General features: G+C 64.2%; 9 protein-coding genes and 1 tRNA gene. 3 read left to right on the top strand and 7 right to left on the bottom strand.

What is annotated here, in order from left to right; translation table 11 throughout:
- Nucleotides 1–102: 102 nt before the first annotated feature.
- The 5 genes from FFS35_RS08810 to FFS35_RS08790 form a co-directional block, all read right to left on the bottom strand.
- Entirely contained in the window at nt 103–1,599 is a 1,497-nt protein-coding gene (locus tag FFS35_RS08810; RefSeq protein WP_137786722.1) for a hypothetical protein, read from the bottom strand.
- Complete coding sequence (locus FFS35_RS08805) at nt 1,584–2,753, bottom strand: hypothetical protein (RefSeq protein WP_137786721.1); 1,170 nt, start codon at nt 2,751–2,753, stop codon at nt 1,584–1,586. The genes FFS35_RS08810 and FFS35_RS08805 overlap by 16 nt, the downstream gene beginning before the upstream one ends.
- 929 nt (nt 2,754–3,682) lie before the next feature.
- A tRNA-Thr gene (locus tag FFS35_RS08800) sits at nt 3,683–3,757 on the bottom strand.
- 261 nt (nt 3,758–4,018) lie between these two features.
- Complete coding sequence (locus tag FFS35_RS08795; protein WP_137786720.1) at nt 4,019–5,818, bottom strand: aminopeptidase P family protein; 1,800 nt, start codon at nt 5,816–5,818, stop codon at nt 4,019–4,021.
- 20 nt (nt 5,819–5,838) lie between these two features.
- On the bottom strand, nt 5,839–6,768 hold the full coding sequence (locus FFS35_RS08790; RefSeq protein WP_137786719.1) for a DUF808 domain-containing protein: 930 nt from the start codon (nt 6,766–6,768) through the stop codon (nt 5,839–5,841).
- A 430-nt stretch (nt 6,769–7,198) separates the two neighbouring features.
- Here FFS35_RS08790 and FFS35_RS08785 point away from each other — a divergent pair, with 430 nt between their 5' ends.
- From FFS35_RS08785 to FFS35_RS08775, 3 genes are read left to right on the top strand one after another with little or no spacing between them, the layout of a single operon-like run.
- Nucleotides 7,199–9,259 carry a S9 family peptidase gene (locus tag FFS35_RS08785; protein WP_137786718.1) on the top strand — a complete coding sequence of 687 codons (2,061 nt, stop codon included), beginning with the start codon at nt 7,199–7,201 and terminating at the stop codon, nt 9,257–9,259.
- Nucleotides 9,256–9,816, top strand: coding sequence for a DedA family protein (locus FFS35_RS08780; RefSeq protein ID WP_137786717.1), 561 nt, complete (start codon nt 9,256–9,258; stop codon nt 9,814–9,816). Before FFS35_RS08785 ends, FFS35_RS08780 begins: the two co-directional genes overlap by 4 nt.
- The gene (locus FFS35_RS08775; RefSeq protein ID WP_137786716.1) at nt 9,813–10,214 is read left to right on the top strand and encodes an acyl-CoA thioesterase; all 402 of its coding nucleotides are present in this window, start codon (nt 9,813–9,815) and stop codon (nt 10,212–10,214) included. Before FFS35_RS08780 ends, FFS35_RS08775 begins: the two co-directional genes overlap by 4 nt.
- Here the strand turns inward: FFS35_RS08775 and FFS35_RS08770 are convergent.
- Nucleotides 10,205–10,504 carry a hypothetical protein gene (locus FFS35_RS08770; protein ID WP_137786715.1) on the bottom strand — a complete coding sequence of 100 codons (300 nt, stop codon included), beginning with the start codon at nt 10,502–10,504 and terminating at the stop codon, nt 10,205–10,207. The two genes, FFS35_RS08775 and FFS35_RS08770, sit on opposite strands and share 10 nt — an antisense overlap.
- A gap of 84 nt (nt 10,505–10,588) precedes the next feature.
- Complete coding sequence (gene ppc, locus FFS35_RS08765; protein WP_137786714.1) at nt 10,589–13,258, bottom strand: phosphoenolpyruvate carboxylase; 2,670 nt, start codon at nt 13,256–13,258, stop codon at nt 10,589–10,591.
- Between the last annotated feature and the right edge of the window lie 8 nt (nt 13,259–13,266).

Below are 13,266 nucleotides of genomic sequence, written 5' to 3'. Positions count from 1 at the left end.
CCAGGAAATGGGGAAATGGACCTGACCGAACCCGAGGCGATCAGCAAATTCACCGCATGACACTTCCAGAGAGAGTAGGCCCTGCCCATAGTCTTCGACGGTTCACTTCCGTTTGGGCGGCACCGGTGTGGGCTGCGGCCTCGGCTGAGAAGCCGCGACGGCTGCGGCTGTGGCGGCGTAGCTCTGGTCGATCTTCAGGCATGTCTTCGCGAGATCGGCCGGCGGCTGGCTGAAAGGCCGAGCAATGAACTGTCCCGCCACTATCGGTGTCCAGTTGCCCTTCATCCCAATGCCGCTGATGAGCTTCAGGCCCATCTTGCCGATCGACGGCGTAGCGGTCGAGAAAAAGGACTTCGGCTGATGGTTCAGCCAAGCCGCGAAGGCATTGGCCTGTTCGTAGGACACGAAGTCGATCGGCAGTGAATCGTCGAAGACAGTAAGTCCGTAGAGAGGAACGGTACTCGCGCTGGAGAAAATCCGCCAGCTGGGCTTCGTGATGTCGCCCGCCGGCACGACGGTCACGGCCTTCGTGGTGGTCTGAGCGGAATAGTACTCCGCGTCCTGCTGACCCTCCACGTAGCTGCGGCCATCCTTGGCACGCCTGAACTGGTAGAAGAGAGTTACCTCGGCCTTGAGTTCGCACCTCGGCGGGGCCTTGTTCACCGAAACGTCGATGACTGTCTCGTCCGCCGAGCGGAAAGCCCGCTTGTCGTCCAGCACGTTCAGCCCGGTCACGCGCAGGGTCTGCACGAAGTCTGCGTCCTGATAGTTATTCGGATCCATCCGCAGGCTCAGCGCGATCAACGTGTTGCCTGCGACATCCAGGTTGCGTTCGCTCTCGCGATATATCCGCAACTCGCCGGGCACGATGTCCGCGCCGAGCTTCACGTATTGCTGATTGATTGCGGCCGTCGTCGTGTAGGTGTTGCCCACAGAGCCCGATACACCCGCCGAGCCACCGAGAACGTTGGAGAGCGTGCTGACGACCGGCGGAGCGGTGGTCGTCGAACCGGTGGTACCGCTCGTCGTCCGCCCGAGCTGCCCCGTTAGGCTCGCCGTGGTGGCGTTGGTCACGTTCTCGATGTTCAGGACCTGATTATCGGTCGCGACGATCGTATATCCCTCGAAGGCGAAGTTGAGCGGCTTCACGTACACCCACGTCCAGACGAGGCGGTCGCCGGGTCGGGCGTTCCAGCCTTTGGTGACGTTGGCGACGAGCGTCCGTTTGAAAACGCCCTCGGTCACGACCGGCGTCTCGGTGGGTGCGGTCTTCGCTTTCAGTGGCTTTGCCAGGGCATCCCGGATGTCGTCCGGTTTCGCACCCGACGCAGTCATCGCCAAGATTAGCGCGGCTTGGCCGCGATCGGAGAGGTCGCGCAGGCTTGCGTCGGGGGTCGGCGTCGCCGGGCTGGCGAAGCTGTATACCGAGACCGATGGGTCCGACCACGATCCGAACGAGCTGCCGTCTGGCGGACTAAGGTTGCCGGCGAACTTGGGCGAGCTGTCCTCGCTCCAACGATAGTTCTCCGCATGCGCGCAGGCGCCGAGCATCATGACAGCGACGATAGGTGTCGGAAAACGCTTCAGTGAACTGCGCATCGTATCGCACTCATGCTGCCGCTGTTGTCACACGCGGGGACGTTGGTGGCGCCGCCGACCGGCGTCAGGCTGGTGCGTGCCAGGTTGGACTGCTGGTTCGGAGGATAGCAGGGGCCGTCCGGATAGGCAGTGACATAGGGTTGCCCGCTGTTCCACGAGGCCGCAGGGACCAGCACTGTACCCGGCAACATGTCGTCGAGCAGGTTGCCCGCCGGAAGGCTAATGTTCGCCTTCATCAGCTCAAGGCCTGGCGCAGGCCTCGCCTCGAATGATTCGAGGTGGGCGATCACTTCGTCCGGATCTGTGAGGAAGCGAACCCAGTCTTCATATTCGTTGCCGATGTTGCGGTCCGGCGCCTTCGCCGGCTTCCCGAACAGAGCCTTCAATACCGGACGGACGCGGATTTTCGTCGTCCAGAAATCACCGAAGAAGACCATGGGACTGAACTCGCCCGTTTTGCCCGGTCCTGTCGGGAAGGTCTTGTAGTAGTTCTGGGCCGCGTCCTGGAACACCTCCTGGAGCGTACCCGCGCCGCCAGGCATGTAGATAATTCCATTGGTCGCGAGCGCGAGGAGTCCGTCCTCACGAATGCTGTTCTGGAAATACTTCGCGATCGACGAGGCGAAGGGCGTGGTCGGCTCATGGCCGTATAGCCATGTCGGGATGCCTATGCCGCCGGTTCGACCGAGCGAGCGCATAATCCGCACCGCTGGCGCCAGATACTCGCCGAGCGCGCCGGCAATCGCGGTGTCGATCGCGCCGTCGGCTTGCACGAGCCGTCCAGCATTAGCTGGAATCGCCGGCGGTACGCCCGCAGCGGAGATTTCCTTCAGCGCGTCCTCCAGACCGGGATCGCCGGCGAAGGCCACGCCGAGGTGCGTGGCTTCCATGATACCGGGGCCGCCGCCGCTTGCTAGCGTGAAGCCGGCGGTCGTCAGTCGGGAGGCAAGCCTAGCTGTGTCTTCATATACCGCGTCACCGCGAGCACCTGCGTGGCCGCCCATGATCGCCACGATCCGGTCCCCCGGCACTGTCTGGGCAAGCGCTTGGCCGATCGCGTTGTCATGCAGCGCCCTCCCCATCGTGGTAAGGTAGTCTGTGCAGGCTGCGCCGCCGGTTGCCACGAACTCCCTGTAGATAAGGGTGTCGTGCATCTTTCCATAGCTCGAAGGCTTATCGGGATCGAACCCTTGGAGAAGGTCCTCGGCGGAATAAAGGGTGGTCGGAAACGGGTCGAATTCAAAGGATGGACTTGGCATCGGCGCGCTCCCCTCAGACGGCGTCCCGAGTCTTACTTGTGCGATTTAATTAGCACTCAATGGCAACTGTCAAAGCCTCTTTCCGGATTCGGTCCGGATTGATCACGATTGGCGCCGACAACGCGTTCCCCATCACGGTCGCCTGCGGTTAGCCTCCTCGTCGCGGCCCCGCATCTCTCGGTCGAGCTGCTCGCCCTGCTGGAGTTCGTCGCGTCGAGGCTCGACGTGCGCGTCCTGACCTCGGAAGCCTCGTTGGCTGCGCCTATCCTGCGCATGGCCAACCCAGAACGGCTCGCGCTACGGGTTGTGGAGGGGCTTCACGCCAAGGTGTTCGTGGTCGACAACGAAGCGGCATGCCTCAGCGAACTTCGCCAATCGCGGAGGTGCTTCTTCAGCCAGGGAGGTCATTACAATCGTCCGAGCACCGGACGTCGTGGAAGGCGCGAGGCGGGGCTTCGAAGAAGCGTGGACGAACGGCAGGCCCGCGAGCTACTTCGTCTGAGTTGAGGCGCGTTGCTGCCCGCTCGCTCCACAGGAGGCGAATGGCCGGTTCCGGCACGAGCGGTCGTTCGTGGACCGGTGACCGAAAGACCTGAACTGGTCGTAGCCGGCCGGGCAATCGAATGGGTCAGGACCGGCAGCTCTTCGGCTTCGCTCTTCCGAAACGTGCCAGTCCGGAACCGGCCCGTTATCGGTCGAAGAGCGTGTAAGATGCAACATATGAATTTGTGAGCAAAACGGCGGTAGTTGAACGCCGCTGCTTGCCAAGCGATTGCCAAGGACAATCTGCTAGCGGCGTGAGAATCACTAAGTTGTTGAAAAAATGGTGCTGCCGGTGAGGATTGAACTCACGACCTCAGCCTTACCAAGGATGCGCTCTACCACTGAGCTACGGCAGCATTTCCCGAGGGAGAGGCGCCCTAGAGACGAGGGCGGCGGCATTGTCAAGGCTTTGGCGCAGGCGCATTAACAGATTGCATGTCGAACAATGATGATAGCCGGGCCGCACGGCTCGCAGAGCAGCTCCGCGCGAACCTTAAAAAGCGCAAACAGCAGGCGCGTGGCAAGCCTGCATCGGCCACTGAGGTGCCGATTGCGGCCGACCGCGGCTCGGCCAATACTGGCGTGGAGTGATCGCCCGCATGTCGCCAGCCGCGCGGCTAATGGTTCAGCGGTCGGCAACGCTCGATCAGCCACGCCCGATCGTCGCCCTCCAGCACCGTACCTAAACTTTCCGCGACGCGCGCGTGATAGGCGTTCAGCCATGCCAGCTCAGCCTGATCGAGCAGCGCCGGATCGATCAGGTCGCGATCGATCGGGGCGAGCGTCAGCGTTTCGAAGGCGAGCATCGGCGCCTCGCCGCCGACAAATTCGCGCTCGACCACCAGCAGCAAATTCTCGATGCGGATGCCGTATTCGCCCGCCTTGTAATAGCCGGGCTCGTTCGAAAGGATCATGCCGGCGCGCAGCGGCTCCTGCGGGCCGCCACCGCCATAGCTGGGCTTGGCGATGCGCGCCGGGCCTTCATGCACCGAAAGATAGCTGCCGACGCCATGTCCCGTGCCGTGCGCGAAATCGAGCCCGGCCTTCCACAGCGGCAGACGCGCCAGCGCGTCCAGTTGCTGCCCGGTCGTGCCATGCGGAAAGGCTGCGGTGGCCAGCGCGATATGGCCCTTGAGCACACGGGTGAAGCGGTCGCGCATCTCGGCTGTCGGCGCACCGATCGGCACGACACGCGTCAGGTCGGTCGTGCCGTCGGCATATTGGCCGCCGGAATCGATCAGGTAGAGCTGGCCGGGTTCGATCGGCGCGTTCGATTCCGCGGTGACGTGATAGTGCGGGCTGGCGCCGTGCGCGCCGGTGGCGGAGATCGTGTCGAACGACAGATCCTTCAGCAGCCCGGTTTCCTCGCGAAACGCTTGCAGCTTGGCGGCGGCGGAAAGCTCGGTCTGGCCGCCCTTGAGCGCCTCGATCGATATCCAGCGCAGGAAACGGGTGAGCGCCGCGCCGTCGCGCAGGCTGGCGGCGCGGTGGCCATCGATCTCGGCGGAATTCTTGCACGCCTTGGGGATGACGATCGGGTCGCGCAGCGGCAATGTCGTGCCGCCGCCGGCCTCGATCGCCAGCGGGATCGCCGCGACCGAGAGCGCTGGATCCACCGCCACGCGCTTGCCCGCGAACGTCGCAAGCGCGGTGGCGAAAGCAGCGCGAGGATGGACGCGCACGGCATTGCCGAGGTGCTGGCGCACAGCATCGGTGATCTTCTCGGGCGCGACGAACAGGTCGGCGGTGCCGTCCGCGTTGACGATCGTGTAGGCGAGCGCCACGGGCGTGCGGGATACGTCGGCGCCGCGCACGTTGAGTAGCCATGCGGTCGAATCGAGCGCTGCCAGCACGACCGCGTCGGCATGCTGCTCGGCCAGCCAGTCGGCGATCGCGGCGCGCTTGTCGGCGGAGGAGCGGCCGGCCAGCGCATCGTCATGCACCGCCAGCGTGGCGTCCGACGGGGCGGGACGATCGGGCCAGACCGCGTCGACCGGGTTGGTATCCATCGCCACCAATGTTGCACCCACCTTCGCGAGCGCGGCTGAAGCCTCGTCCACCCAGGCGCGGGTATGGAGCCACGGATCGTATCCGATCCGCGCTCCGTCCGCCGCGTGCCGCTCGAGCCAGGCCGCCACGCTCGTCTCCGGCACGCCGACGAACTGCCAGTCGTCGCCATCGACCTGCTCGCGGACTTGCAGGGTGTAACGCCCGTCGGTGAAGATGGCGGCCTCTTCAGGCAGCACCACCGCTGTCCCCGCCGATCCCTGAAAGCCGGTGAGCCACGCCAGCCGCTGCGCATAGGCCCCCACATACTCGCTCATATGCTCGTCGGTCAGCGGTACGACGAAGCCGCCGAGGCGCTCGCGGGCGAGCTGTTCGCGCAGGGCGGCGAGTCGGGCGGAATAGGTGGACATGCGTGGCTTCCGTTCGTGGGTCAGTGCCGACGGGGGACAAGATGCAGCACGCCGGCGACAATACCGCCCACGATAAGGCCGATGATCGCCGATAGGAAGGCCGCGCAGGCCCAGGATGCCGCGTCGCCCAACGCGCCGGCGGTTCCCCGCACCGTCTCGCTGGCGTGATGAATCCAATCGGGGATGGGCGTCAGGCTGAACTGTTCCAGCCCGTGGACGATGATCTGTCCGCCGACCCACAGCATCGCGGCGATCCCGATCGTGGAAAGCGCGCTCAGCACCACGGGCATCGCCGATACCAGCCCGCGCCCGATCGCCTGCGTCATAGTGCCGGGGCGGCGGGCGAGCGCGAGGCCGATATCGTCCATCTTCACGATCAGCGCGACCACGCCATAGACGCCCGCCGTTATGGCCACCGCGACCAGCGCGAGCGCGATCGCCTGATTGACCAGCGACTGGTCATCGAGCGTGGACAGCGCGATCGCCATTATTTCTGCCGACAGGATCAGATCGGTGCGGATCGCGCCGGAAACCTGGCGGTCCTCCAGTTGCTTTGCGTCTGCGGCTGCGACGGCGTCGTTATCGTCCGCTTTGCTGGTGATCGCGCCAATCACCTTCTCGGTCGCCTCGAAACAAAGAAACGTGCCGCCCGCCATCAGGATCGGCGTGATCGCCCAGGGCGCGAAGGCCGACAGCAGCAGCGCGGCGGGAAGCAGGAAGATGAGTTTGTTGCGTAGCGACCCCAGGGCGATCTTGCCGATGATCGGCAGCTCGCGCGAAGGGGAGAGGCCCACCACATAGCGCGGCGTGACGGCGGTATCGTCGATCACCACGCCGGCTGCCTTCACGCCCGCCTTCCCGGCCGCGGCGGCAACGTCATCCAGGCTGGCGGCGGCGAGCTTGGCGAGCACTGCGATATCGTCAAGCAGCGCAAATAAGCCGCCGGCCATCGATCAAGTCCCTGTTAAATTAACGGAAGAGCCGGCATCGCGCATTTCTCGCCCAATACGCAAGGGGCGATATCGGCAGGATGCGAACCGCCGGTAGAACAAAGCGGGGGAGAACGGCCATCCGCGGACCGCTCGATCCCCCGCACTGTTGCTCCGCCGGTGCCGGTCCTGCCGGCGGCTCCACTCCAAATCATTATTTTGATTCGGCGTGCCTCAGCGACCTTTGCTTGCAGGCTCTTCAGGCAAAAAGAAAGGCCAGTCGCGAGACCGGCCTTGGAAAGTTTTTAGGAGAGGATGCCTGAAAGGCCCGATCCTTGTGCGACGCAGCATGTCATTTCGCAACTGCAAACTAAGCGGAGTAGATTGCAAAAAGTGCAATCGTGATGTGCGGATGCATCGACAAGATCGGATCGGTGGTTATGGAGGGCGCATGAGCCTTCCAGTTCCGCCCCGCGCCCAAACCCGCCCGCACCGATTTACCCGCCACGGCATCACGATCGAAGATCCCTGGGCATGGCTGAAAGATGCCGGTTATCCCGATGTCACCGACAAGGATGTGCTCGCATATCTGGAAGCGGAGAATGCCTATTTCGAGGCGGTGATGGCGCCGCTGAAGCCGCTGACCGATCGGATCAACGCCGAGATGCGGGCGCGCATCAAGGAGGATGAGGAAACCGTTCCGCAAAAGGACGGCGACTGGTTGTACTGGACCGGTTTTGATCTGGGCGGCCAGTATCGAAAGTGGTGGCGCAGGCCGGTCGCCGGCGGCCCGGACGAATTGCTGCTCGACGAACCGGCGCTCGCGCAGGGCAAGGAATATTTTCGGCTGGGCGCGTTCGCGGTGTCGAACGACGGCACCAAACTTGCCTATGCGATCGACGATTCAGGCGCGGAGCGCTTCGAGATCCGCGTGAAGGATATCGTGACTGGCGAGCATCTGCCGGACGTCATTCCCGGCATGCTCTCCGATATAGTCTGGACGGCGGACGATGCCGGCTTCCTGTACGGGCTCGCCAACAAAGAATGGCGCACGGACAATGCGCGATTCCACCGTCTCGGCACCGATCCGGCGGATGATGTCGAGCTCTATCACGAGGATGATGAGGGCTATCGCGTCGCCGTGTCGGAGACGAGCGACCGCAAGTGGATCATGATCGCGACTGGCGATCATGTGACGAGCGAGGTGCGGTTGCTGCCGGCGAACGATCCGTTCGCGGCGCCGATCATGGTCGCGCCGCGTCTTGCGGGCCGTGAATATGATGTCGATGCACATGGCGACACCCTGTTCATTCACACCAATGACACCGATCCGATGTGGCGACTGGTGACCGCGCCGATCAGCGCGCCTGGCGAATGGACCGAACTGATCGCTCCATCGCCGAGCTTCTACATGACGGGAGTGGAATGCTATCGCGATTTCTTCGTAGTGGAGGGGCGCGAGGATGGCCTCGATCAGATTGCGATCCACCGCTACGATGCGCCGACCCAGGGCAGGCGCATCGCGTTTCCGGAAGAAAGCTATACGGCCGGGCTTGGCGACAATCCCGAATATGACCAGACCGTCCTGCGGCTCGGCTATGAGTCGATGGTCACGCCCGGAACAGTGTATGATTATGACGTCGCGGCCGACGAACTCACCGTGCTCAAGGTGCAGGAAATCCCTTCGGGCTATGATGGCACGAAATATCGCACCGAGCGGCTGAAGATCGCCGCGCGCGACGGCACGATGGTGCCGGTGTCGATCGTCTTTCCGGCCGATTTCCCGAAGGACGGGTCGCGGCCGCTCTATCTTTACAGTTATGGCGCTTACGGTCACGCGATCGCGCCAGGCTTCTCCACCGGCCGGCTCTCGCTGCTCGATCGTGGCTTTGCTTACGCGATAGCGCATATCCGTGGTGGCGACGACCTGGGGCAGCAATGGTATCGTGACGGGAAACTGGAAAAGCGCACCAACACTTTCAACGATTTCGTCGATGTGGCGAAGGGGCTGATCGCGCAGGGCTGGACCAGCGCGGGCCGGATCGCGATCGCGGGGCGGTCCGCGGGTGGCGAACTGATGGGCGCGGTGGTGAATTCCGATCCCGAACTGTGGGGCGCGGTTATCGCCGATGTGCCGTTTGTCGACGTGCTCAACACGATGCTGGACGAGACGCTGCCGCTCACGCCGGGCGAATGGCCGGAATGGGGCAATCCGATCATCGACAAGGCCGCGTTCGAGCTGATCCACAGCTATTCGCCCTACGATCAGGTGAAGCCGCAAGCGTATCCGCCCCTGTTCATTTCCGGCGGGCTTAACGATCCGCGGGTCACCTATTGGGAGCCGGCGAAATGGGGCGCGAAACTGCGCGCCACGAAGACCGATGACAATGTTCTGCTGCTCAAGACCAACATGGGCGCGGGGCATGGCGGCAAATCGGGGCGCTTCGACAGCCTTTACGAGGCGGCGGAGGAACATGCCTTCGTGCTGTGGCAATTGGGCGTCGAGCAGTGACGATCGAGGCGATCGTGGCCAAATATGGCCTCGCCGCACTGTTGCTTGGCGCCGGGTTGGAGGGCGAGACGGTCGTCGTGGCGGGCGGCATCCTGTCACATCGCGGGCTGTTTCCGTTGCCGGGCGCGATGATCGCGGCAGCGGTCGGGTCGTTCGTGGCGGACCAGATCTGGTTTCTGATCGGCCGGCGCTTCCACGATCACCGGATCGTGCGCAAGGCGCATCAGAAGCCCGCGTTCGCAAAGGCGATCGGCTTTTTCCATCGTCACCCGATCGGCTTCATATTCGCGTTTCGGTTCATCTATGGTTTTCGCACGATCAGTCCGATCGCGATTGGCACCACCGATGTGGCGGCGCGTCTGTTCGTGCTGGTCAATCTCGTGTCGGCGATCGTGTGGGGGATTACCTTTTCGACGATCGGTTATGCCTTCGGCCGCAGCTTTGAGCAGCTCCTCGGGCGGCTCCAGCCCGATACGCATACTGTGGTTGCAGTGCTTGCGGGCGTCGTGGTGGCGACCGGCTTGTTCTTTGGCATCCGTTACTGGCGCAAGGCGTGAGGCGTTTCACGCTGCCCTTTGTCGCCGCGCGCGAAGACATCGACGAACTCGGCCACGTCAACAACACGGTGTGGGTACGCTGGGTACAGGAACTGGCCGTCCGGCACTGGGCGGCGGTCGCGCCCGCTGAGCAGCAGGAAGCCTATATCTGGGTCGTGACGCGGCACGAGATCGACTATCGCGGCAATGTCGGACCGGGGGAGGCGGTGATCGGCGAAACATGGGTCGCCGGAGAGCCGCGCGGCGCGCGTTTTGACCGCCGTTTCGTCTTTACCGGCGCCGACGAGCGAGTGAAGGTCGAGGGGGTGACAACATGGGCGCTGCTCGATCGCGCCAGCGGCCGCCTCCTGCGCGTCAGGCGCGAGGTGGCGGCGCCGTTTGTCGCGGATCAAGAATAACGGCAGCGCTTTTTCGCGGTGATCGTCCGGTCGATCGCCCGTCCTGCCAGCGCGCCGCCAGCCGCGCCCGCAACCGTGCCCAGCGCGCCATGCCCCAGGATCGAGCTGCCCACCAGCGCGCCGCCTACGCCACCCGCGACGAGGCCCGTGGTGCCGCTCGATCGACGACAACGCTTAACGCCGCGATATTTGTGCTTGTAGGTCCGGGCCTGCGCATCGCTGGTCGGGAAGCTCATGGAAACGGGAACCGCGAGCGACAATGCTCCAAGGGCAAGCATCATTCTGCGCATGGTCGGCATCCTTTCGAGATAGATCGTATCGCTGGCATAACGTAGATCAGGCGCGAGGGTTGCGTCTCGACAAATTTGCCGGTCTCACCCCGAATTGCGCAATGCGGTTGCGATGGCGTTGATCGACAGCAGAATTCCCTGACTGATACGCTCGTCGCTCTCGCCCGCGCGGTGGCGCCTCATCAGCTCGATCTGGAGCAGATTCAGCGGCTCGACATACGGCAGGCGCAGCCGGATCGAGGATTCGAGCGTGGGATGCTTTTCCAGCAGCCGGCATTGACCAGTCGCCTGGAGCAGCCCGTCATGGGTGGATTGCCAGCCATCGCGGATCGCGCCGAAGATGCGATCGCGGAGCGCCCCGTCCTCGACCAGCCCGGCATAGCGCTCGGCGATCCCCATGTCCGATTTCGCCAGCACCATTTCCATATTCGCCAGTGTCGCGGCGAAGTGCGGCCAGCCTGCGGCCATTTCGGCGAGCAACGCCTTGTCCTCGAACGCCGCAATCGCCTGGCCGACGCCATACCAGCCCGGCAGCATCACGCGTGCCTGCGCCCAGGAGAACACCCAGGGGATCGCGCGCAGATCCTCGATCCGCTGGCTTTTGGTGCGGCTCGCCGGGCGACTGCCGATCTTGAGACCCGAGATTTCGGCGATCGGCGTCATCTGACGAAAGAAGGTGGTGAAGCCATCCGTGCCATACACAAGGTCACGGTATGCGCGGAAAGCGGTCTCTGACAGCGCATCCATCGCGCGGGCAAACGTCTCGTTCTCGGCATTGGAAAGTTGCGGCGGTTCGAGGCTTGCGAGCAAGGTCGCGGATGCCATCGCTTCCAGGTTTGTCGCGGCGCTCTCGCGCGTGCCGTATTTTCCGGCGATCACCTCACCCTGCTCGGTAATGCGGATGCGGCCCTGCACCGTGCCCGGCGGCTGCGCAAGGATCGCCGCGAAGCTGGAGCCACCGCCGCGCCCCACCGCGCCGCCGCGCCCGTGGAAAAGCTGCATCCCCACGCCGGCTGCCTCGAATACCGGCTTCAACGCGGTGGACGCCTTGGAGAGCTGCCACGTGGAGGTCAAATAGCCGCCATCCTTGTTCGAATCCGAATAACCGATCATCACCTCCTGATGCCCGCGCGCGGCGACGATCCCGCGCACCTCCGGCAGCGCGAACCATTCGGCCATGATCGCTGGCGCAGCCGCGAGATCCTCGATCGTCTCGAACAGCGGCACCGCCATGATCGCGGCGGCCGGCTGACTGCCGGGCCGGTAAAGCCCTGCCTCCTTGAGCAGCAGGTTCACCTCCAGCAAGTCCGATACGGATTTGGACATCGAGACGATATACTGCCGGATCGCGCCCTCGCCGTATCGGGCGTGCGCCTCGGCGGCGGCGTGGACGATAGCGAGTTCGGAGCGCGTTTCGTCGGAATAGCGCGCGTAAGGAGAGACGAGTGGCCGAGGGCTGGAAAGCTCGTGCCGCAACAGCATGACGCGCTGATCTTCATCGAGCGAGAGGTAATCGTCGCATACGTCGGCGACCTTCAGAAGCTCTGCAACGACGCGATCGTGGACCGCGCTGTTCTGCCGCATGTCAAGCGTGGCGAGATGAAAGCCAAACACCTCGACAGCGCGAATCAACCGCCCGAGCGCCCCGCCGGAGGCAAGCATCCCGTCTCCGATCGCGCCGAGCGTATGGGCGAGCGCGACGAGATCGGCACGGAAGGCGGCCGGATCGGGATAGGGCTCGCCGCGCAGCGTTCCCGGTCGTGGGGCGGATTTTCCGGTCAGTGCAAGGTGCGTTGCCGCGAGGCGGGCGTAGATCCCTGAAATCGCCCGGCGATACGGCTCGTCGGCGCGGCTCTCCGCCGTGTCGCCGCTGCGTTCGGCCAGCGCCAGCACCGCCTCGTCGACCGGCGCGAGTTCGCCTGAAATGGAAAGCTCCGCGCCAAGAGCGTGAAGCTGGTCGAGATAATGGACGAGCACCGCCTCGGCTGCGCGGGCCAGTGCGTTGCGCAGCGATTCGGCCGTGACAAAGGGATTGCCGTCTCGGTCGCCGCCAATCCAGCTTCCGGGGCGCAGGAACGAGGGGACGCGCCCGCCCATCGCCCGATCCCAGCGCTGATAGAGCGCCGGCAGTACCGGCAGGAACACGTCGCGCAGATAGCTGAGCGCGGTTTCCACCTCGTCCGCAACATAGAGCCGCTCGCGTCGCAGCACGCGGGTTTCCCAGAGCAGCGCGACCTGCCGCACGATCGCCTCGTCCACCACATCGCCGTCCGGCGTCACCTCAAGTCCGCGATCACGATAGGCCATCAGTTGCGCGATGCGGTTGCGGTGATCGATCATCGACTTGCGGCGCACTTCGGTCGGATGAGCGGTCAGCACCGGCGAAACCAGTGCACGGTCGAGCAACGCGGAGACGGCGGCCTTGTCGATGCCCTCTGTCGCCAGTCGCGCGAGCACGCTGGGCACGTCTGCGCCTTCCTCGGCGGTAACGCCCTGCCGGTCTTCCGCAAGGTTGGCGAGCATCGAGAACAGCATGAAGCCGCGCACGAAATCGAGCGTTTCGTCGAGAGTCAGCGCCTCCAGATGATGATCGACTGGCGGACCGCCGTCGCGATGCCGCTCGACCGAGGCGGCCCGGATCGCCTCGGTCGCGGCGAACAGGCGCTCGCCCCCCAGTGCGCGGATGACGTCGCCGAGCACGCGGCCAAGATAGCGCACGTCCGGATTGTTGGTGATGGGGGGAAGATCGACCATAGCCGATT

The sequence above is a fragment of the Sphingomonas sp. 3P27F8 genome (genome assembly GCF_005502745.1).
Lineage (GTDB): Bacteria > Pseudomonadota > Alphaproteobacteria > Sphingomonadales > Sphingomonadaceae > Sphingomonas.
Note: the sequence above shows the minus strand (reverse complement) of the source record. Positions and strands in the feature narration are given on the sequence as shown.

Coding starts and splice junctions, on each gene's coding strand:
- FFS35_RS08810 (WP_137786722.1), bottom strand. CDS start 1,599: ATGCGCAGTTCACTGAAGCGTTTTCCGACACCTATCGTCGCTGTCATG.
- FFS35_RS08805 (WP_137786721.1), bottom strand. CDS start 2,753: ATGCACGACACCCTTATCTACAGGGAGTTCGTGGCAACCGGCGGCGCA.
- FFS35_RS08795 (WP_137786720.1), bottom strand. CDS start 5,818: ATGTCCACCTATTCCGCCCGACTCGCCGCCCTGCGCGAACAGCTCGCC.
- FFS35_RS08790 (WP_137786719.1), bottom strand. CDS start 6,768: ATGGCCGGCGGCTTATTTGCGCTGCTTGACGATATCGCAGTGCTCGCC.
- FFS35_RS08785 (WP_137786718.1), top strand. CDS start 7,199: ATGAGCCTTCCAGTTCCGCCCCGCGCCCAAACCCGCCCGCACCGATTT.
- FFS35_RS08770 (WP_137786715.1), bottom strand. CDS start 10,504: ATGCGCAGAATGATGCTTGCCCTTGGAGCATTGTCGCTCGCGGTTCCC.
- ppc (WP_137786714.1), bottom strand. CDS start 13,258: ATGGTCGATCTTCCCCCCATCACCAACAATCCGGACGTGCGCTATCTT.